Annotated in this window: 19 protein-coding genes; 7 read left to right on the plus strand and 12 right to left on the minus strand. The window is 70.9% G+C overall.

Features of this window, described 5'->3' with window-relative positions:
* The 3 genes from HUW46_RS08600 to HUW46_RS08610 are packed head-to-tail and all read right to left on the minus strand — an operon-like array spanning position 1 to position 3,291.
* On the minus strand, positions 1 to 909 hold the full coding sequence (locus HUW46_RS08600; RefSeq protein WP_215546790.1) for a carbohydrate ABC transporter permease: 909 nt from the start codon (positions 907 to 909) through the stop codon (positions 1 to 3).
* Between the two features lie 10 nt (positions 910 to 919).
* On the minus strand, positions 920 to 1,870 hold the full coding sequence (locus tag HUW46_RS08605) for a carbohydrate ABC transporter permease (protein ID WP_215546791.1): 951 nt from the start codon (positions 1,868 to 1,870) through the stop codon (positions 920 to 922).
* Positions 1,870 to 3,291, minus strand: a complete 1,422-nt coding sequence (locus HUW46_RS08610; protein ID WP_254125953.1) for an ABC transporter substrate-binding protein — start codon at positions 3,289 to 3,291, stop codon at positions 1,870 to 1,872. Before HUW46_RS08610 ends, HUW46_RS08605 begins: the two co-directional genes overlap by 1 nt.
* Before the next feature lie 295 nt (positions 3,292 to 3,586).
* Between HUW46_RS08610 and HUW46_RS08615 the strand changes: the two genes are divergently transcribed.
* On the plus strand, positions 3,587 to 4,981 hold the full coding sequence (locus tag HUW46_RS08615) for a Gfo/Idh/MocA family protein (protein ID WP_442860923.1): 1,395 nt from the start codon (positions 3,587 to 3,589) through the stop codon (positions 4,979 to 4,981).
* Positions 4,982 to 5,052: 71 nt separating this feature from the next.
* Positions 5,053 to 5,838 (plus strand): DeoR/GlpR family DNA-binding transcription regulator, encoded by a 786-nt coding sequence (locus tag HUW46_RS08620; RefSeq protein WP_215546792.1) that lies wholly within the window; start codon positions 5,053 to 5,055, stop codon positions 5,836 to 5,838.
* Here HUW46_RS08620 and HUW46_RS08625 read toward each other — a convergent pair.
* Genes HUW46_RS08625 through HUW46_RS08640 form a run of 4 tightly spaced genes read right to left on the minus strand, consistent with a single transcriptional unit; the run spans position 5,835 to position 9,345 of the window.
* Positions 5,835 to 6,650 (minus strand): class II fructose-bisphosphate aldolase, encoded by an 816-nt coding sequence (locus HUW46_RS08625; RefSeq protein WP_215546793.1) that lies wholly within the window; start codon positions 6,648 to 6,650, stop codon positions 5,835 to 5,837. The genes HUW46_RS08620 and HUW46_RS08625 overlap by 4 nt on opposite strands.
* A complete protein-coding gene (locus HUW46_RS08630) occupies positions 6,628 to 7,551 on the minus strand; it encodes a 1-phosphofructokinase family hexose kinase (protein ID WP_215546794.1) in 924 nt (307 codons plus the stop codon). Before HUW46_RS08630 ends, HUW46_RS08625 begins: the two co-directional genes overlap by 23 nt.
* A complete protein-coding gene (locus tag HUW46_RS08635) occupies positions 7,548 to 8,447 on the minus strand; it encodes an ROK family protein (protein ID WP_215546795.1) in 900 nt (299 codons plus the stop codon). Before HUW46_RS08635 ends, HUW46_RS08630 begins: the two co-directional genes overlap by 4 nt.
* A 16-nt stretch (positions 8,448 to 8,463) precedes the next feature.
* The gene (locus HUW46_RS08640; RefSeq protein WP_215546796.1) at positions 8,464 to 9,345 is read right to left on the minus strand and encodes an SIS domain-containing protein; all 882 of its coding nucleotides are present in this window, start codon (positions 9,343 to 9,345) and stop codon (positions 8,464 to 8,466) included.
* A 301-nt stretch (positions 9,346 to 9,646) separates the two neighbouring features.
* Here HUW46_RS08640 and HUW46_RS08645 point away from each other — a divergent pair, with 301 nt between their 5' ends.
* Together HUW46_RS08645 and HUW46_RS08650 are read left to right on the plus strand one after the other, a co-directional pair.
* A complete protein-coding gene (locus HUW46_RS08645; protein WP_215546797.1) occupies positions 9,647 to 9,856 on the plus strand; it encodes a CbtB domain-containing protein in 210 nt (69 codons plus the stop codon).
* 18 nt (positions 9,857 to 9,874) lie between these two features.
* On the plus strand, positions 9,875 to 10,642 hold the full coding sequence (locus tag HUW46_RS08650; RefSeq protein WP_215546798.1) for a CbtA family protein: 768 nt from the start codon (positions 9,875 to 9,877) through the stop codon (positions 10,640 to 10,642).
* On the opposite strand, the gene HUW46_RS08655 is transcribed toward HUW46_RS08650, so the two are convergent.
* Positions 10,639 to 12,084 (minus strand): cobyric acid synthase, encoded by a 1,446-nt coding sequence (locus HUW46_RS08655; protein WP_215546799.1) that lies wholly within the window; start codon positions 12,082 to 12,084, stop codon positions 10,639 to 10,641. The two genes, HUW46_RS08650 and HUW46_RS08655, sit on opposite strands and share 4 nt — an antisense overlap.
* Positions 12,081 to 13,004: a cobalamin biosynthesis protein gene (locus HUW46_RS08660; RefSeq protein ID WP_215546800.1), complete on the minus strand. Its 924-nt coding sequence runs from the start codon at positions 13,002 to 13,004 to the stop codon at positions 12,081 to 12,083. Before HUW46_RS08660 ends, HUW46_RS08655 begins: the two co-directional genes overlap by 4 nt.
* Before the next feature lie 36 nt (positions 13,005 to 13,040).
* On the opposite strand from HUW46_RS08660, the gene HUW46_RS08665 reads away from it, so the two are divergent.
* From HUW46_RS08665 to HUW46_RS08675, 3 genes are read left to right on the plus strand one after another with little or no spacing between them, the layout of a single operon-like run.
* Complete coding sequence (locus HUW46_RS08665) at positions 13,041 to 13,661, plus strand: bifunctional adenosylcobinamide kinase/adenosylcobinamide-phosphate guanylyltransferase (RefSeq protein WP_215546801.1); 621 nt, start codon at positions 13,041 to 13,043, stop codon at positions 13,659 to 13,661.
* Entirely contained in the window at positions 13,658 to 14,680 is a 1,023-nt protein-coding gene (cobT, locus tag HUW46_RS08670) for a nicotinate-nucleotide--dimethylbenzimidazole phosphoribosyltransferase (RefSeq protein ID WP_215546802.1), read from the plus strand. Before HUW46_RS08665 ends, cobT begins: the two co-directional genes overlap by 4 nt.
* Positions 14,681 to 14,694: 14 nt before the next feature.
* Positions 14,695 to 15,429, plus strand: coding sequence for an adenosylcobinamide-GDP ribazoletransferase (locus HUW46_RS08675; protein WP_215549748.1), 735 nt, complete (start codon positions 14,695 to 14,697; stop codon positions 15,427 to 15,429).
* Positions 15,430 to 15,633: 204 nt separating this feature from the next.
* Here the strand turns inward: HUW46_RS08675 and HUW46_RS08680 are convergent, their stop codons facing one another.
* From HUW46_RS08680 to HUW46_RS08690, 3 genes are all read right to left on the minus strand, one after another.
* A complete protein-coding gene (locus HUW46_RS08680) occupies positions 15,634 to 16,800 on the minus strand; it encodes a DDE-type integrase/transposase/recombinase (protein WP_254124945.1) in 1,167 nt (388 codons plus the stop codon).
* A 395-nt stretch (positions 16,801 to 17,195) separates the two neighbouring features.
* On the minus strand, positions 17,196 to 18,227 hold the full coding sequence (cobC, locus tag HUW46_RS08685) for an Rv2231c family pyridoxal phosphate-dependent protein CobC (RefSeq protein ID WP_215546803.1): 1,032 nt from the start codon (positions 18,225 to 18,227) through the stop codon (positions 17,196 to 17,198).
* Positions 18,220 to 19,569, minus strand: coding sequence for a cobyrinate a,c-diamide synthase (locus HUW46_RS08690; RefSeq protein ID WP_215549749.1), 1,350 nt, complete (start codon positions 19,567 to 19,569; stop codon positions 18,220 to 18,222). The genes cobC and HUW46_RS08690 overlap by 8 nt, the downstream gene beginning before the upstream one ends.
* Between the last annotated feature and the right edge of the window lie 12 nt (positions 19,570 to 19,581).

Here is a 19,581-nt window from a genome sequence, read left to right on the forward strand (position 1 = left end):
CTACCTCCCCGCACCGAGCGTGAGACCGGTGATGATCCGGCGGGCGAGCACGATGTAGAGCACCAGCATCGGCAGCACCACGATCGTGACGCCCGCGATGAGCCCGCCGTACTCCGACTGGTAGCTCGCCGCGCCGTAGAACGTGAACAGCGCGCGGGCGAGCGTGAACTTCGCGTTGTCCTGGAGGAACACGATCGACAGCAGGGTCTCGTTCCACAGCCCGATCGCGTTGAGCGTCAGCGCGGTGATCAGCCCGCCGCGTGCGAGCGGCAGCATGATCGAGGCGAAGGTCCGGAACGGCGACGCGCCGTCGATCGCGGCCGCCTCCTCCATCTCGTCCGGCAGCGAGCGGAAGAACCCGGTCAGCAGGAACACCGTGAACGGCAATGAAAGCGCCACGTACACCAGGAAAAGACCGATCAGGCTGTTGGTCAGGTTCAGCTTCGCCATCCCGACGAACAGCGGGATGATGACCGTCTGGAACGGCACGCCCATGCCGATCGCGAAGAAGTTCGTCATCGGGCCTGACCCGCGCACGCCGAGCCTGGTCAGCGCGTACGCCGCGGGCGCCGCGATCGCCACCGTCACGATCGCGGACGCGCCGACGAGCAGCACGGTGGTGACGAAGGCTTCGCCGAACCCGGCCTGGCTCCACGCGTAGACGAAGTTCCGGAACGGCTTGCCGAGCACGAACCACTGGCGCGGCAGCTGGAACGGCTGCGTGAAGATCTCCACCGGGGTCTTGAACGAGGCCGCGATCAGCCAGTACAGCACGAACACGTTGAACGCGGTGAACACCCACACGATCACCTTGCCGAGCACGCGCAGCGGGCTGACTCCCCTTGCCGCAGGTGGCGGTTTCGGTTTCCTCGGCGCCTTTCGCGGCACTGCGGTGTCTACTGTAGACATTTGTGTCCTTTTAGAACTTGATCGCGTCGCGCCGCATGAGGCGGCGCAGCAGCACGACGAACACCGACACCAGCACGATCATCATCACCGCGCACGCGCACGCCGCACCGTAGGCGGGCGTGCCGCGCGTGCCGAAGGACCGGTCGAACACGTAGATCCCGAGCGTCCACGACCGCACCGGCGGCGAGTAGGTGCCCGGCCCGGCGAGCACGAACACCATCTCGAAGATCTTCATCGCGTTGATCGTCCACAGCACCCCGGCGACGCCGACCACGTCCCAGGTCAGTGGCAGCGTGATGTTGCGGAACTTCTGCCACGGCGAAGCGCCCGCGATGTCGGAGTCCTCGTAGAGGTACGGCGGGATCCGGTCCACCGCGGCCATCAGGATCGTGATGTAGAACCCGGAACTGGCCCACACCAGCGCGCCGATCACCGCGTAGGTCACGTTCTCCGGCTGGAGGAACTTCACCGCGTCGATCCCGACGGACTCCAGCAGGAAGTTCACCAGGCCCTGCTTCCCCGGCTGGTACTTCAGCACGAAGCCGAGGAACATGCCCAGCGCCACCGGCGCCACGATGTTCGGGAAGAACAGGATCGCCCTGACCAGCTTCCCGCCCTTCATGTCCCGCAGCACCATGGTGAACAGGAACGCGAGCAGGAACGTGCCCGCGCCGCCGACCACGATGTACAGCAACGTGTTGAAGAACGAGTAGCGGAACGCCTCGTTCGCGAACATCTCGCGGTATTGGGTGAACCCGTTGAAGCGCGGGGTGTCGCCCGCGCCGGACCAGCTCGAAAAGCTGAGCACGGCGGTGGCGATCGTCGGGACCACCAGGAACACCACGTAGAGCACGAGCGCCGGGGTGAACAGCGGCCAGAACAGCCGCCGTTTCCCCTTCAGCTGCGCGCCCGCCCTGCCCCCGGCTGGCCGCGCCGCGCCGGGTACCGCGAGCTGTGCCACTAGCCCTGCGCCTTCCAGTACTCGGCGGTCTTCGCCGCGAGCGCGTCGACGAAGGCGGCCGCGGTGAGCTTGCCCTTGAGCAGGTCGTTGTTGAGCGGGTAGAGCACCGCGTCCACGTACTTGCCGCCGAACATGCCGTCGATACCGTCCTTGATCAGCATGTGCTCCTTCTTGGTGTCCTCGAGCGTCGCCTTGATCGGCTTCAGGTCGTCGGGCACCGGCAGGTCCGCGCGCGGCGTGAGGTTGTCGCTGACCGCGGGGATCCCGGCGAGGATGTCCTTGTTCAGCATGTACGCCATGAACGCCTTCGCCGGTTCCGGGTTCTTCGCCTTGGCCAGCACGGAAAACCCGATCGGCAACTGCTCGACGATGTCGTGCGTGGCGCCGTCCGGCATCGGGAACTGGAACGAGCCGTAGTCGATCTTCTTGCCGCCACCCTGCTTTCCGAGGTACTCGCGGATCTCGCTCGGGATCCAGCTCCCGTTGAACAGGTACGCGGCGTCACCGTCGGCCCAGCGCTGCTGCACCTGCGGGAACTTCGACGCGTCCCAGCCGTCGATGAAGTAGCCGCCCTTCGCGAGCCGCTCCACGAACTGCGCGGCCTTGAGGTACCCGGGATCGGACTTCCAGAGCTGGCCGCTGCGGTCGGAAACCGCCTTCGCCAGCCCGCCCGGCCCGACGTAGTGCGCGGCGACCTGGGTGAAGTAGTAGGTGTTGTAGTCGTTGATGTCGCCGTCCTGCGCGACCGCGCTCTTGCCGGCCTGCTTCGCCTTGTCGAACAGCCCGAACAGCTCGTCGATCGTCTTCGGCGGCGCGACCTGCTCGCCGCCCTTCTGGTACCACCACGCGTCGCTGATCAGCTCGTAGGGCACCAGGAACGGTTTGCCCGCGGCGTCGGCGTTCTGCTCCATGGTGTGCGAAGTAGGCAGCAGCACGTCCTTGACGGTCTTGTCGCCCTCGCCGACCTTGAGCCCGAACACGTCTTCGACGCTCTGCGTCCCGCCCGGCGCGACCACGGCGGCCTTCATCTGGTTCAGGTCCTGGTCGACGAGATCGGGCACGTCGTTGGTGTTGAGCGCGGGGCCCACGTTCTGCGTGAGCAGCTTGCGGCCGAGCCACTGGACGTTGACCTTGACGCCGGTCTTCTGGGTGAAGCAGTCGATGGCGTGCTTGACGACCTTGCCCTGCGGCTCGTCGGCGGTCCACATCGACCAGTAGGTGAACTCCTTGCCCGCCGGTTTCGTACCGGGCTCGGGACACGGCGAGGCGAGGTACTGCTCGGCACCCGGCAACGCGTTCTCGCCGGTGGCGCCGCCCTCTCCCCCGGTAGGGCTGCCGCAGGCGGTCAGCGCGATCGCCGCCGCGCACGTGACCCCCATGGCGACGGGAATCTTGCCGGACCCGACTCGAGCTGCTCTCATGGCCACCACCTGATCGAAGTCAGCGAAATCCGCGCACTCGCTGCGCATTGGTGCGCAGTTTTGTTCGATTTCACGCACTTGTCAACAGTCAGACGAGGGAAAAGCTGCGAAAACGTCATCTTTGATAGGCGCCGTGCCGACCTGGGGCCGATCCGCCATGCACGGTCCGTGAACGGTACCGCGTGCACTGCGTGAAGTTTGCGCTTTCTTGACTGAAGTTAGAGTTAATCCTTGACTTTCAAGCATGTTCGAACGGATGCTCAGGAGCACCGCATCCTTCGTCCTGGGAGGTCCCGTGTCCCCTGCACAGCCCTTTTCCCGGCGCTCCGCGTTGCGCACCGGTGTCGCGGCGGGCGCCGGGCTCGCCGCGACGGCCCATGGCGTGACCAGCGCGGCGGCCGCCCCCGCCGAAAGCGCCGTCGAGACCGCGGCCGCTCCCGCCGCGCGCGGGAAGACCATGATGGGCGTCCCGTTCGACCGCCACCCGGTGGTGCGCGTCGGCATCATCGGGCTCGGCAACCGGGGTGGCTCGATGCTGCCGCTCTTCCTCGCGCTGCCGACGGTCAAGGTCACCGCGATCTGCGACGTCAACACCGAGTACGTCGCGAAGGCGTCGGCCGCGATCACCAAGGCGGGCCAGCCGAAACCGGCCGAGTTCACCGGCGGCGACCACGCCTTCGAACAGCTCCTGCGCCGCGACGACGTCGACTTCGTCTACGTGGCGACGCCGTGGGAATGGCACACGCCGATGGCGCTCGCCGCGATGCGGGCGGGCAAGCACGTCGGCGTGGAGTGCCCGATCGGCGTCAGCGTCGACGATCTCTGGGCGCTGGTGGACACCTCGGAGCGGACCAGGAAGCACTGCCTGCAGCTGGAGAACTGCTGCTACGGCCAGAACGAGCTGCGGGTGCTCAGGATGGCCCACGACGGCCTGTTCGGCGAGCTGCTGCACGGTTCCGGCGCCTACCTGCACGACCTGCGCGAGTTGCTGTTCTCCGACACCTACTACCAGGGCCAGTGGCGGCGCGCGTGGCACACGAAGGTCAACGGCGACCTGTACCCGACGCACGGGCTGGGCCCGGTCGCCTCCTACATGGACATCAACCGGGGCGACCGGCTCGCGAGGCTCACTTCGATGAGCACGCCCGCGCTCGGGCTGGCGGACTACCGCGCGAAGCACGTGCCCGCCGGTGACCCGAAGTGGCGCGAGCGGTACGTGGACGGCGACGTCACGATGAGCCTGCTGCAGACCGAACGCGGCCGCGTCATCCACCTCGTGCACGGGGTGTCCAATCCGCACCCGTACTCGCGCCTGAACCACCTCGCCGGCACCAACGGCGTCTTCGAGGACTACCCGCCGCGGATCTACCTCGAACCGAAGAACTCGAACGACGAGTGGGGCGATTTCGCGGCCTACGCGGACTACGACCACTGGCTCTGGAAGGACGTCGGGCCGGGTCCCGGCGGGCACGGCGGCATGGACTACCTGATGCTGTACCGCCTGGCGCAGACCATGAACCTCGGCCTCGTCCCCGACATGGACGTCTACGACGCGGCCACCTGGAACGTGCCGTTCGCGCTGAGCTCCGAGTCCGTCCGGCGCGGCGGGGCGCCCGTGGCGTTCCCCGATTTCACGCGCGGGCGCTGGCGCACACCGCATCCCGGTACCGACTCGCCGAAGCCGTCCTGACACCGCAACCCCTCTTCCACAGGTTCACGTAGTACTTTCAGGGGCGAATCGTCACGAGGAGGCCCCGGAACGTGGATCGGCACGAGCGGTTGGGCGCCCTGCTCGACATGATCGGGCAGCGCGACAAGATCGACGTCGAGCAGACGGCCGAAGAGCTGGCCGTCTCCCCCGCGACGATCCGGCGCGACCTCGACCACCTCGCGGGGCGCCAACTGCTCACCCGAACGAGGGGCGGCGCGGTAGCCAGCAACGTCGCCTACGACCTCCCGTTGCGGCACAAGGCAGCCAGGCACGCGCCGGAGAAGCAGCGCATCAGCGCGGCGGCGGCGCGGCTCGTCGAACGCGGCATGGTGGTGGGGCTCAACGGCGGCACCACGATCACCGAGGTCGGGCGCGCGGTGGCCACCCGCCCCGATTTCAACGACCGCGGCGACTCCCCCGCGCTCACCGTGGTGACGAACGCGCTCAACATCGCGAACGAACTCGCGGTGCGGCCCAACATCAAGATCGTGGTGACCGGCGGGGTCGCGCGCCAGCACTCGTTCGAGCTGACCGGTCCACTCGCGACACTGCTGCTCGACGAGATCACTTTGGACCTCGTGTTCCTCGGCGTCGACGCGTTCGACAGCGAGCGGGGCGCCTACGCCCACCACGAAGGCGAAGCGAGCATCAACAAGCTGATGGCGGGCAGGGCGCGGCAGGTCGTCGTGGTGGCCGACAGCTCGAAGCTGGGCGGGCAGGCGTTCGCGCAGATCTGCCCCACGTCCCAAGTGGACATGCTGATCACGGACACCGAAGCCGATTCCGCCATGGTCACCGCGTTCGAAACCGAAGGCGTGAAGGTGCTGACCGCCTAGAACAGGCTCAGCAGGCGGGTTACTTCGTCGCGAACGCGATTCCGCCCGGCGCCGAGGTACTTCCTCGGGTCGACGGCGGTGGGGTTCTCGTCGAGGAACGCCCGCACCCCCGCGGTGAACTCCTTGTTGAGCTGCGTCGCGATGTTGATCTTCGCCATGCCCGCGCGCACGGCTTCGACGAGATCGGCGTCCGCGACACCGGAGGAACCGTGCAGCACCAAGGGAACCGGCACAGCGGCGTGCAGCGCGGCGATCAGCTCGAAGTCCAGCGACGCGTCCCTGGTGAGCATCGCGTGCGAGGTGCCGACAGCTACCGCGAGCGCGTCCACCCCGGTCGCGGCGACGAATTCGACGGCCTCATCGGGATCCGTGCGCGCGCCGGGGGCGTGCACGCCGTCCTTGCCGCCGACCTCGCCCAGCTCCGCTTCGACCCAGACCCCGTTCACATGGCACAACTCGGCGATTTCCCTTGTCGCCGCGACGTTGTCGGCGTAGTCGAGTTTGGACGCGTCGAACATCACCGACGAGAAGCCGAGCGCCACGGCCTCGCGCACCAGCTCGGGCGACTCGGCATGGTCGAGGTGCACGGCGACGTCCACCTTCGCCGCGCGGGCCGCCGCCAGTGCCGCCGAGCCGATCGGGGCCAGCGCGCCGTGGTACCGCACCGCGTTCTGGCTCAGCTGCAGGATGACCGGCGCGCCCGCGGCCTCGGCGCCTTCGATGATCGCGGTGACGTGCTCGACGCCGATGGCGTTCAGCGCTCCGCTTCCCCGCCGCGCGGCGAGGATGTCAGTCGTCGGTACCAGTGGCATGGTCCACCTCCACGGCGTCGTACTCGCGCCGGTAGTGCTCGATGTCGATGTCCCCGGCGAGCGGGCCCAGTACGGCCGCCGCCGAGAGCGCGACCGCGCGGCGCAGCACCGCGGGCCAGTCGGGAGCTCCGCCGGCGAGTTCGAGCGCGATCCCCGCCACGGCCGCGTCCCCCGCGCCCGTCGTGTTCCCGGTCAGCGCCTTGGACGGGCGCGCGAGCCAGCTCCCGCCCTCGGCCACCGCGAGCATGCCGTCGGCGCCGAGCGAAGCGACCACGGCTCCCGCGCCCGCGCGGCACAGCTCTTCGGCCGCGCGCAACGGATCCCCGATCCCCGTCACGTCGCGGAGTTCGTCGAGGTTCGGCTTCACCACGGACGGATGCGCGGAAAGGCCCGCCGTCAAGGCGGGGCCTGACGTGTCGAGCACGGTGGGCATCCCGGCGTCGCGCAGCAGGTCCGCGTACGCCGAAACCGGCACGCCGCCGGGAAGGCTGCCGGAGCACACCAGCACCGACGCCGTGCGCGCCGCGGCACCGACCGAGGATACGAACCGCGCCCAGTCCTGTTCGGACAGTGCGGGACCCGGCTCGCTGATCAGCGTCACCGTCTCGTCCACTGTGGACAGGATCGTGGTGGTGCGTCGCGTTCCGGCGGCCACTTCGGTGAACTCGTGCGCGATCCCGGCCGCGGCGAGGTCCCGCACCACGGCGGCGCCGTCGTGCCCGCCCGCGATGCCGAGCGCCCGCGTCGGCGCACCGAGCGCGTGCAGCACGCGTGCCACGTTGACGCCCTTGCCGCCCGCCCTGCGCTCCACAGTGGACGTGCGGTGAGCGGCGTCGGGGACCAGCCGCGGCACGCGGTAGGTCACGTCGAGCGCCGCGTTCGGCGTCACCGTCACGATCACCGCGCCAGCTCCAGTGCCATCAGCCCCGCGCCGAGGTTTCCCGCTTCGTCACCGAGTTCGGCGACGCGCAGCTCGGGCATGCGCTGGAAGGTGAGGGTCGAGGAAAGCCGCTCGCGCACCGGGTCGAGCACGAACGGGCCCGCCGCGAACAGCCCGCCGCCGAGCACCACGACCTCCGGCGCCAGCAGCGTGACCAGCGTGTGAATGCCCTTCGCGAGGGCTTCGAGGGCTTCCTTCAGCACCACGGCCGCGTCGGCGTCGCCCGCGCGCGCCGCGTCGACGACCTGCTGGCCGCCCTCGGCGGCCCGTCCGGTGCGGTCGCGGAACCGGCGCGCGATCGCCGACGCCGACGCGATCGCCTCCAGGCACCCGATCGCGCCGCAGCCGCAGCGCAGCTCGTGCCCGACGTCGATGTGCCCGATCTCGCCCGCCTGGCCGCCAGCCCGGTACGGCCTGCCGTCGAGCAGCAGCGCGCCCGCGATCCCGGTGCCGACCGGGATCACCACGGCACCGGAAAACCCGCGCGCGGCGCCGAGCCGGAACTCCGCGAGCCCGCCCGCGGTGACGTCGTGACCGAAGGCGACCGGCACCGGAAGCCGTTGCGCCAGCAGGGCACCGAGGGGAACCTCGCGCCACCCGAGGTTGGCCGAGAACCGCGCGATCCCGGCGTCCTCGTCCACGATGCCCGGCACGACCACGCCCGCCGCCGCGACCGCCCCCATGCGCTCGGTGAGCCGGGCGATCTGGTCGACGACCAGTTCCGCGGTAGTCGCGCCGTCGTCGGACCGCGCGGTCGGCTCGCGGAGCCGCTCCACCACGGTCAGGTCCTCGTCGAGCAGGGCCGCCTTGACACTCGTGCCGCCGACGTCGAACGCCGCGACCAGCTTGTTCGCCATGGCCTCAGTATCGGGTCTACTGGAGCACCACGGACCGCGTGAGCGAACGCGGGTGGTCGGGGTCGAGTCCGCGATCGGCGGCCCGCGCCCCCGCGACGCGCTGCGCGAGCACCAGATCCGCGAGCGGGTCGACGTCGCGGTCGACGAAGGTGGCCCCGGTCTTCGCGACGTCGCTGGCCATGCCCTCGGGCGCGGCGCCGAACATCCAGGTGACGCGGCCCGGCTGGCTGATGCTGATCGGGCCGTGCCGGTACTCCCACGCCGGGTACGACTCGGTCCAGGTGAGCGCGGCCTCGCGGAACTTCAGCGCGGCCTCGTTCGCGATGCCGACCGTCCAGCCCGTGCCGAGGAAGGTGAACTGGTCGGCTTCGCGCAACTCCGCCGCGATCGGCTCGTCGAGCGCGGCGCGCGCCTGCTCGATCGCGCCCGAGAGGTCCTCGCCGAGGTTCGCCCGCAGCAGCGCGAGCGTGGTGGTGGCGAACCGCGTCTGCACCACGGACCGCTCGTCGCTGTAGGACAGGTCGACGACCCGGTCCGCGGCGTGCGCGATCTCACCGGGCACCCCGGTGATGACCGTGGTCGGGACGCGGCCGCGCAGCTCCGCCAGCAGCCGGAGCACCTCGGTCGTGGTGCCCGAGCGGGAGATCGCGAGCACCTCGTCGTACTGGCGGCCGCGCGGGAACTCGGACGCGGCGAACACGTCCGTCTGCCCGAGGCCCGCAGTCTCGCGGAGCACGCCGTAGGACTCGCCGATGAACCGCGAGGTACCGCAGCCGACGACGGCGATGCGACGGCCCGGCGCCGGCAGTACGGCGCTGAGCTCGTCGGCGAGGCCGACCGCGCGCTGCCAGCACTCGGGCTGGCTGGCGATCTCCTCGTCCATGAAAGACCGGGTCATGCGACTCCCCATCCGTGCGGACACTCTTCCTTCACCCTAGATGCTTGTTCATGCACGGTCAACGAGTGTTTCAGTCACTTTCAATCATTCAGCGGAACAGGGCAGCTTGCGATGCGGTCACGTCACGTTGACCACCTGGTCACTGGCGGCTTACGCTCGCTCGGCTAGGCGATGGCAACCGGAATGCGGTGAGAATCCGCACGGACGCGCCACTGTGACCCACTACTCCAGGTGGGAAGTCAGACCCGGGTCATCGCACGAAGTACCGAGAGGCCGCGCAAGCCCGAGGAGGTCCCCAGCCGTGACACAGGCAGCAGTCCCCGCCATCGGCGAACCGATCCGCATCCCGCTCAAGGAAATCGCACCGTGGGCGGCGTTCGTCGTGCTGCTCGCGATGATCGTGCTCTACTTCGTCAGCACCGAGCAGGGCGCGCTCGCGCTCTTTTCGAACAGCTACGTGCACGAGTTCGTGCACGACGGCAGGCACCTGCTCGCCTTCCCCTGCCACTGACCGGGCGGGCAGCGGCAGATGATGAGGACCTTGCTGGTCCGCGGCATGCTCGCGGGCCTGATCGCCGGTGTGCTCGCGACCGGGTTCGCCTACCTGTTCGGCGAGCCGTCGGTCAACACCGCCATCGGCTTGGAAGAGTCCGGCGGCGGGCACTCCCACTCCGCGCCAGCCGAACCGGGCGCGCACTCCCACGAGACCGCGGCCGAGCCGGAGGAGGAACTGGTCAGCCGGGACGTGCAGAGCACGCTCGGGCTGTTCACCGGCGTCGCGGGCTACGGCATCGCGATCGGCGGCCTGTTCTCGCTCGGTTTCGCCTTCGCCCACGGCAGGCTCGGCCCGATGCGCCCGCGGGCGACCGCGGCCGTGCTCGCCGCGACCGGGTACGCGGTGGTCGTGCTCGTGCCGTTCCTGAAGTACCCGGCGAACCCGCCCGCGGTCGGGCAGGCGGGCACGATCGGCGACCGGACGGGGCTGTACTTCGCGTTCGTCGCGATCTCGCTCGTGGTGGCGGGCATCGCCGTCGCGGCGGGCCGGAAGCTCGTGGAGCGGTTCGGCGCGTGGGGCGGAGTCCTGCTCGGCGCCGGGGGCTACGTCGTGGTGATGGCGCTGTGCGCGTGGCTGCTGCCGGTGATCGACGAAGTGCCGGAAGGCTTCCCGGGTTCGACGCTGTGGACCTTCCGCACCGCCTCGATCGGCACGCAGCTCGTGCTGTGGACCGCGCTCGGTCTCGTTTTCGGCGCACTGGCCGAAAAAGTGGCGCCGAAGCGCGCGGTGGCGGCCGCTTAGAGCTTCATCAAGCGGCGCAAGGCTTCGCCGTCGAGGTGCTGTTCGATGGCGTCGGCGAGGCTGTCGAGCATGCGTTCGCGCAGTTCGGCGAAACCGGGTGCGCCCGCGCGCGGGGTCCATTCGATCCCGGCCTGCGCGGCCGCCTCGGTCAGCCACGCGCGGCGGAACCCGTCGTTGTCGAAGGCGCCGTGCCACATCGTGCCCCACACCGGACCGCGGCGGCAGCCGTCCAGAAACGGTTCCACGTCAGGGGTTTCGGGCACCGTCGCGCGGCCGTGGTGGATCTCGTACGCGCGCACGGCGTGCCCGCGCCAGCGCCCTTCCGGGGTGGCCAGCACCTTCTCCGCCGTGAAGTCCACTGTGGACGGGAGGAGGCCGAGCCCGTCGATCGTGCCCACCTCGGACTCCACGTCGTCGGCGATGCGGGTGGCCAGCATCTGGTAGCCGCCGCACACGCCCAGCACGGGTTTTCCCTCCACCGCACGGGTTTTGACGGCGTCGGCGAGTCCGCGTTCGGCCAGCCAGCGCAGATCCGACACGGTGGCCCTGCTGCCGGGCAGCACCACCACGTCGCTCGTCGCGACGACGTCCGGGTCCGCGGTCAGGCTCACCGCGACACCCGGTTCCGCGGCGAGCGCGTCCACATCGGTCGCGTTCGAGGCGCGGGGGAACCGCACCACGGCCACTTTCAGGGTGGCGCCGGTCGCGGTCCCTGCCCAGCCCGCTGCCGCGAGCGCATCTTCGGAGTCGATCCACACCCCGTCGAGCCACGGCAGCACGCCGAACACCGGGCGCCCGGTCCGCTCGGTGAGCGTGCCGAGCCCGGGGCGCAGCAGAGCGAGGTCACCGCGGAACTTGTTGACCACCCAGCCGGCGATCAGCTCCTGGTCCTCGTGGTCGAGCAGCGCGAGCGTGCCGTACATCGCGGCCAGCACGCCGCCGCGGTCGATGTCCCCGACCACCAGCACCGGAAGGCCGAACTCGCGCGCCAGCCCCATGTTCACGTAGTCGCCGTCGCGCAGGTTGACCTCCGCCGGGCTGCCCGCGCCCTCGCACACCACGACGTCGAAGCGGCGCTCCAGCTCGCGGTAGGCGTCGAACGCGAGCTTCGCGAGCACACGGCGGCCGGTGGCGTACTCCCCCGCGTCGAGCACGCCGAACGGCTTTCCCATCGCGACGATGTGGCTGCGGCGATCGCTGCCCGGTTTGAGCAGCACCGGGTTGAACGCGGCCTCCGGCTCGACCCCCGCCGCGCGCGCCTGCAACCACTGCGCGCGCCCGATCTCGGCACCGTCCGCGCACACCATCGAGTTGTTCGACATGTTCTGCGCCTTGAACGGCGCCACGCGCACGCCCTCGCGCGCGAGCCAGCGGCAAAGCCCCGCCGCCACCAGGCTCTTGCCCGCGTCGGAGGTGGTGCCCGCGACCAGGACCCCGCTCACGCGATCGCCACCGCCACCGCGGCGGCCGCCGCGCCGACCATTGTGGACAGTCGAACGGCGCGGCGGAGATCGGCGGTGACCGGCGGGCGCCCGTCACCGAGAGTGCCCCTGTCCTCGGTCTCGCCGTGGTAGCTGTTGACGCCGCCGAGCCGGACGCCGAGCGCGCCGGCGAACGCCGCTTCCACCTGTCCCGCGTTCGGGCTCGGATGCCGCCGCCCGTCGCGCCGCCACACCCGCAGCGCCTCCCGCGCGCGGCCACCGGCGCACACGGCCGTCAGCGCCGCCGCCACGCGCGCCGGGACGAGGTTCGCGAGATCGTCCGCACGCGCCGATGCCCAGCCGAAACGGCGGTAGCGCGGCGAAGTGTGGCCCACCATCGCGTCGAGCGTGTTGAGCGCGCGGTAGCCGAGCAGGCCGGGAATCCCGGCGACGGCACCCCACAGCAGCGGCGCCACCACGGCGTCGGAGGTGTTCTCCGCGATCGACTCGGTGGCCGCCCTCGCCAGCTCGCCCGGCCCGAGATCCGTCGCGTCGCGACCGCACAGGTGTGCCAGGCGGCGCCGCGCCGAGGGCACGTCTTCGCGGTCGAGCAGTGCCGCCATCGCGGCGCCTTCCGCGGCGAGTCCCCTGCCGCCGAGCACCGCCCAGGTCGCGGCGGCGGTCAGCGCGAACCTGGCCGTGGGACGCTCGCGCGTGGCAACCTGCGCGAGGAATCCGAGCGCGGTCGCCGTACCCGCGCACACGCTCGCGTACGCGGTCCCCGCGGCCTTCGAATCGGCCCACGCGCGGCGTTCCAGCGCGGCCGCCGCGGTGCCGAACCCGGCGACGGGATGCCACCGCGCCGGATCGCCGAACACCAGATCGGCGGCGTACCCGGCGGCGAGCCCGGCCGCCGTCACCGCCGATGTGCGCAGTCCCACGCACGGCACACTAGCCTGTGCACGACAATGCCCGGTATGACGAAGCTGACCCAGCGGCTCGCCGCCTTCTTCGAGGCCGCGGCCAGGGTGTTGCGCCAGTACGGGCGCGCTCGGGAGAAAGTGCTGATCCTCGGCGGGGTCCGGTCGGGGAAGTCGAGACACGCCGAGCGGTTCGTCGCACGGCATCCCGAGGTCGTCTACGTGGCCCCCGGCCTGCCGCCGTCACCGGACGATCCGGAATGGGCGGCGAGGGTCGCCGCCCACCGCGCGCGGCGCCCCGAGAACTGGCGCACCGTGGAGACCACCGATCTCGCCGCCACCCTGCGCGGCGCGTCGCGGCCGTTGCTCATCGACTGCCTCGGCACCTGGCTCAGCCGCGTCCTCGACGAGGTCGGCGCGTGGACGCAGACCGAGGGCTGGGAGCTCCGGCTCGACGAGCGGCTCGAAGACTTCCTGTCCGCTTGGGACAGCGCGCACGTGCCGGTGGTCGCGGTCAGCAACGAGGTCGGCAGCGGCGTGGTGCCGGGCTTCGCCTCCGGCCGCGTCTTCCGCGACGTGCTCGGCGCGCTCAACACCAGGGTCGCCGCGGCGTCGGACCGGGTCCTGCTGGTGGTCGCGGGCCGGGTCGTCGAACTCGGAGAACGGAGCGAATCGTGATCGAGGTCCCCGCCCCCGACGGCGCCGCGCGCGAGGCCGCGCAGGCCAGGCTCGACGGGCTCGTCAAACCGCTCGGTTCGCTCGGCAGGCTGGAGGAGCTGGCCGCGTGGCTGTGCGCCGCGCACGGTTCGGTGCCGTCCCGCCCGCTCGACGACGTTCGCGTGGTGGTCTTCGCGGGCGACCACGGCGTCACCACCTCCGGCGTCTCGGCCTACCCGCGCGAGGTCACCGCGGCGATGGTGCGGGTGTTCCTCGCGGGCACCAGCGGCGTGACCGTGCTGGCGAAGCAGCTCGGCGCGCGCGTGCGGGTCGTCGACATCGCGGTGGACGCCGAGCTGCCCGAGGTGCCGTCCGCCGTGGTGGCGCACAAGATCCGCCGCGGCTCCGGTTCGATCGACGTCGAAGACGCGCTGGCGCCGGGCGAGGCTTCGTCGGCGTTCACCGCGGGCCGCGCGATCGCCGACGAAGAGATCGACGCGGGCGCGGATCTGCTGATCCCCGGCGACATGGGCATCGGCAACACCACGGTCGCCGCCGCGCTCGTCGCCGCGGTGCTGGGCCTTCCCGCCGAAGACGTGGTGGGTACCGGCACCGGCGTCGATGCCGACGGCCGCGCGCGCAAAGTCGCCGTCGTCGAGGCGGCGCTGGCCCGCGCGGGCACGGGTGGCGATCCGTTCGCGCTGCTCACGAAGCTCGGCAGCGCGTGCGCCGCAGCCACCGCCGGTTTCCTCGTGCAGGGCGCGGTCCGCGGCGTCCCGGTCGTGCTGGACGGCGTGTTCTCCGGTGCGGCCGCGCTCGTCGCGCGCGAGATCGCGCCCGGCGCGCCGCGGTGGTGGCTCGCCGGTCACCGGTCGACGGAGCCCTCGCAAGCGTTTGCGCTCAAGGCACTCGGGCTCGACCCCATCCTCGATCTCGGCCTGCGGCTCGGCGAAGGCAGCGGCGCGGTCCAGGCCGTGCCGGTGCTGCGCTCGGCACACGCGGTGCTGGCCGAGATGAGCCTGCTCTCGGACCTGGGGTGATCGACGCGCTGCGCATGGCGTTCGGCACCCTGACCGTGGTGCCGGTGCCCGCGCCGCGCGTGATCGACCGCGGGGTCGCCGCGGGCGCCATGCTGCTCGCGCCGGTCGCCGCCGTGCCGCTCGCGGCCGCCGCGGTGCTCGTCGTGCTCGCCTGCACCGCATTGCGGTTGCCCGCACTGGGTTGTGCCGGTCTCGCGCTCGCGGCGATCGCGCTCGGCAGCAGGGGCCTGCACCTCGACGGCCTCGCCGACACCGCCGACGGCCTCGGCGCCTCCTACGACCGCGCCCGCGCGCTCGAAGTCATGCGGCGCGGCGATTCCGGCCCCACCGGCGTCGCCACCCTGGTACTCGCGCTGATCGTCCAATGTGGAGCGTTGACGGGCGCTGTCCTTTCCGGACACGGTGAAGCGGCGATCGCCGTCGCGGTACTGGCGGGACGCGGCGTGCTCCCCCTGTGCTGCGCGCGGGGCGTCCCGTCCGCCCGCCCCGACGGCCTGGGCGCGACCGTGGCTGGCTCGGTCCGGGTCCCGTTCGCGGTGCTGGTGTTCGTCTTGCTGGCCGCGGTGAGCGCGCTCGCGCCGGGGTTGCCGTGGTGGCGGGGTCCGGTGGCGGTCGGGGTCGCGTTCGTCGCGGCGGGGGTGTTGCTGTTCCGGTGCGTGCGGCGGCTGGGCGGGATCACCGGGGACGTCCTGGGCGGCTGCGTGGAAGTCGGCACGACGGCCGCCCTGCTGGCGATGTCCGCTGGGTAGGTCTCGGAGTCCGGAACGGGACCACATCCGATGCCCTGAAGGCCACCATGACGGCACTGAGCGCCCGAAACTCGGCCCTCACACCAAGATCCCGGCACGGAGCCGCCATGGCAGTATGCCGTGAAGGCCACCATGACGGCATTCAGTGCCGTGTCGTGTCTCGGTAGTTCTGCCGCAGGTTTGTCTCGGTTGTTGTGACACAGGTTAGGCGGCTGGGGTGAGTTGGCCTTGGTAGGTCTTGGTGTGGTCGAGGTGGATGTGGCCGATCGGGTCGCCGTCGCTGGTGTAGGCGGTGGCCCGGTCGCTGTCACGGATGATGGTGATGGTGTGTCCGGCGTGGGCGGTGCCGATCCGTAGCCGGGCGTGTTTGCCGAGGTTGACCGTGCCGGTGGTGCTGACTTTGAGGCGGTGCACGGTGGCGTCGTCCTGGACGGGCAGGTGCTGGGGTCCGCCGTGGCTGTCGCTGGTGGTCCAGGCATGGGTGGGGGTTTGCCGGCCAAGGGCGCTGTGGCGGCGGTGGTTGTAGTGCTCGCGGTAGACCTCGAGCAGGGTGCGGAGTTCGGTCAGGGTCGCGGGTTGGATGGGTTGGTGATCCAGCCAGCGTTTGAAGGTCTGGTGGTGGCGTTCGACCTTGCCGCAGGTCTGCGGGTGGTAGGGGCTGGAATGGATCAGCCTGCAGCCGTGGCCGGTGACGGTGCGGGCGAACGCCGATGGCCCGGCGTTGGGGTGGCGGCCGCGTGAGGTGAACGCGGATCCGTTGTCGGACAACACGATCGCGGGCGCACCATGGTCGGTGATGGCCGCGGTGATCGCGGTGATCGCGGCACGGGAGGTTTCGGCCTCGGCGGCGTGATTGGCCACCAGCATGCGCGTGCAGTCGTCGAGGACCTCGAACACCACCACCGTGGCCCCGCCGGCGAGGATGACCTCGGTGGCGTCGATCTGGTAGCAGTCCCGCGGCCGGGCATAGCTGAACCGACGGTAGGAGGACCGGGGCCGCTTACGGGGGTTGGACTCGGCCAGCCCGTGCCGGGACAGGATCCGGTTGATCGTGGCCCGCGACGGGACAGGCCAGCCCCGTCCGGCCCAGTCCCGCTCGGCGGCCAACTCCAGAAGCCGATCGCGGATCGGGTCCGCCCCGTTGTCCGGTTTCAGCTCCTTCCGCAGCCGCAGCACGACAGCCACGACCGGCTCCGCCGTAGCATGCCGCACGGTCTTGGGCCGGGTCGACCGCCGCCGCCACTGCCCCTCGGCCTGGATCCGGGCACGGTGCCGATAGAACGTCCGCCTATCGACACCATGCTCCCGGCACCACGCCGACACGTTCTCAACCGGCACTTCAGCCGTCAGCATCGCGTCCACGAATCGCATGATCGTCCCATTCCGCGTCATGGCCCTCACCACAACGCCGGTCAGGCGGCAGATCATGCAACATCACCCGACCCGGGTGTGTCACATGCTGCGATACACAAACTGTGTCAAAACAGCTGATACTGAACACGGCATTCAGTGCCGTGATGGTGGCCATCAGGGGCTTCAGGGGGCATCAGGGCGCGTCCTACCGCGAAGGGGCATCCCGCCGCGAGCAACCGCCGTGCGAGGGGGCGATTCGCGGCGCTCAAGTCCCCGAGGGTGGCCTTCGGGGCAGGCACCCCGCGACAGCCGAGCGCGCGAGGGGTGAGATCGGGGCGTCTAGCGTCACTTTTCCCGCCCTCGTGGACGCGCCGCCCCGGCCGCCGATGCCCTGAAGGTGGCTGTCGGGGCATCTAGCGCCCCGAAAGCCACCTTCGGAGTAGCACGGAGGCGAGAGCGGTGAGGAAGCCATCGGTGGTGGCGCGGTCTCGGACGGCGATCCGGATGTGTTCGGTGCCGAGGCCGGGGAAGGAGTCGCCTCGGCGGACCGCGTATCCCTTCGACCGCAGCGCTTCCCGCACAAAAGACGGCACTTCGGCCAGCACGAACGGGGCCTGCGGGACAGAAGGGACCGTCACCCCGAGCGAAGACAGCCCCGCCATGAGGTGGTCACGATCCCGAACGGCCTGCGCAGCCATCACGGCGGCTTCGTCCAAAGCGGACGGAGCACTGCATGCGACGGCAGCGATGACGGCGAGTGTCGAGACCGACCACGGTGGTTGCACGGCGCGCAGCCGAGAGACCAAAGTGGACGGTCCAAGCAGGTAGCCGCAGCGAAGGCCCGCGATCCCCCAGGTCTTGGTCAGGCTCCTGATCACGGCGACACCGGGAAGCCGTTCTCCCGCAACGCTTTCCGGCTCACCAGGGACGGCGTCCATGAACGCCTCGTCGACCACCACGAGCCTGCCGGGACGGCACAGCGCGCGGATGGTCTCGGCGGGGTGCAGCACCGAGGTCGGGTTCGTCGGGTTGCCGACGAACACCAGGTCGGCTTCCTCGCCGACGGCGTCGGGCTTCAGCACGAACCCGTCCGCGGCGGGCAGCACGACGCGGCGCACCGGGTGGCCCGCGGCGCGCATCGCGGCTTCCGGTTCGGTGAACTGCGGGTGCACGATCACGGTGTCCGCCGGGCGCAACGCGGTCGCGAGCAGCGTGAACGCTTCGGCGGCGCCCGCGGTGACGAGCACCTCTTCCGGCGGGACCCCGTGACGGGCCGCGATCGCGTCGACGGCGGGCCGCGCATCGGGGTAGGCGGCGATCTGGTCGAGGCCGCGTTCGAGCGCGCGCCGCAGCCACGGCGGCGGCGCGCTCAGGCGGACGTTGACGGCCAGGTCCACCAGCCCGTCGCCGATCTCCTGGTCACCGTGGTGATGCAGGTCAACCATGGCCGACCAGCGAAGCCGAAAACGCCTGCGCCGCGCGGGCGAACCGCCCGGCCTGGCCGGGGTGCCCCGCCCAGTGCACGTGCAGGTACGAAGCGCTCAACCGGGGCGAGGAGAAGCCTTCCGGTTTGCCCTCCCATTCCCACGCGGCCGGATTCCCGTTGCGCGGCAACACTTGCGTGCGATGGAACTCGTGCCCGGTCACCTCGTCGCCGCGGCGCACGAGCACCGAGTCGGCCGCCGCGACGGCGCGCCGGTAGCCGAGCGCGCCACGGCTAGTCATCCGCGCGGAGGCGTCGAGCACCCCGGTCATCGGCGCGCCGTCGAGGTCGCGGCACAGGTACAGCAGCCCGGCGCATTCGGCGACCACCGGCATGCCGCCCCGGACGGCGAGTGCGATCCTCTCGCGCAGCACGGCGTTCTCGGCCAGTTCCCCCGCGTGCACCTCCGGGAAGCCGCCGCCGAAGTACAGTCCGGCACATCCCGGTGGCAAGGCCTTGTCCTGCAACGGGTCCACTTCGGCCACTTCGATCCCCGCGGCGGCGAGCAGCTCCGCGGTCTCGGTGTAGCGGAAGGTGAACGCGCGCCCCGACGCCACCGCCACGACGGCCCCAGCAACAGAACTGTCCAATTCGGACGACGCGTCCCACGGCGCACCGTCCACAGGGGACGCGGCACGGGCGACGCGCACGACCGCTTCGAGATCGATCCCGCTTTCGATCCAGGAAGCCAGTTCCGGCAGCAGGCGCCGCGACTCCGCGTCCCGTTCGGCGGCCGGGACCAGGCCGAGATGACGGCTCGGGGCGTGGATGTCGTCGCTGCGCCGCAGCGCGCCCAGCACCGGGATCCCGGTCGGCGCCAGCGCCGCACGGATCTCGTCCTCGTGCCGCTGCGACCCGAGCTTGTTCAGGATCACCCCGGCCAGCCGCACCGCGGGGTCGTACTTCGCGAAGCCCAGCACCACCGCGGCGACGCTCCGGCTCGCCGCGCTCGCGTCCACCACGAGCACCACGGGCGCGTCGACGAGCCGCGCCACGTGCGCAGTCGACGCGTAGCCCTCGGTGCCGAGCGCGCCGTCGAACAGGCCCATCACGCCCTCGATCACGGCGAGGTCCGCGCCGCGGGATCCGTGCAGCAGCAACGGAACCAGCCGCTGTTCGCCCTGCAGGAACGGGTCGAGATTGCGGGGCGGGCGGCCGGTGGCGAGCGCGTGGTAGCCGGGGTCGATGAAATCGGGGCCGACCTTGTGCCCGGACACCGCCGTCCCGCGCGCGGTCAGCGCCGCCATGATCCCGGCCGCGATCGTGGTCTTCCCGTGCCCGGAGCCCGGTGCCGCGATCACCAGCCTCGGCACCGC

Origin of the sequence: Amycolatopsis sp. CA-230715, from assembly GCF_018736145.1 — a bacterium.
Lineage (GTDB): Bacteria > Actinomycetota > Actinomycetes > Mycobacteriales > Pseudonocardiaceae > Amycolatopsis.

Bases quoted from the DNA above. Each gene is read 5' to 3' on its own strand.
- HUW46_RS08640 (WP_215546796.1), bottom strand. From the start codon at position 9,345: ATGACCCGGTCTTTCATGGACGAGGAGATCGCCAGCCAGCCCGAGTGC.
- HUW46_RS08680 (WP_254124945.1), bottom strand. From the start codon at position 16,800: ATGCGATTCGTGGACGCGATGCTGACGGCTGAAGTGCCGGTTGAGAAC.
- cobC (WP_215546803.1), bottom strand. From the start codon at position 18,227: ATGGTTGACCTGCATCACCACGGTGACCAGGAGATCGGCGACGGGCTG.
- HUW46_RS08665 (WP_215546801.1), top strand. From the start codon at position 13,041: ATGACGAAGCTGACCCAGCGGCTCGCCGCCTTCTTCGAGGCCGCGGCC.
- HUW46_RS08675 (WP_215549748.1), top strand. From the start codon at position 14,695: ATGGCGTTCGGCACCCTGACCGTGGTGCCGGTGCCCGCGCCGCGCGTG.
- HUW46_RS08625 (WP_215546793.1), bottom strand. From the start codon at position 6,650: ATGCCACTGGTACCGACGACTGACATCCTCGCCGCGCGGCGGGGAAGC.
- HUW46_RS08610 (WP_254125953.1), bottom strand. From the start codon at position 3,291: ATGAGAGCAGCTCGAGTCGGGTCCGGCAAGATTCCCGTCGCCATGGGG.
- HUW46_RS08650 (WP_215546798.1), top strand. From the start codon at position 9,875: ATGATGAGGACCTTGCTGGTCCGCGGCATGCTCGCGGGCCTGATCGCC.
- HUW46_RS08600 (WP_215546790.1), bottom strand. From the start codon at position 909: ATGTCTACAGTAGACACCGCAGTGCCGCGAAAGGCGCCGAGGAAACCG.
- HUW46_RS08635 (WP_215546795.1), bottom strand. From the start codon at position 8,447: ATGGCGAACAAGCTGGTCGCGGCGTTCGACGTCGGCGGCACGAGTGTC.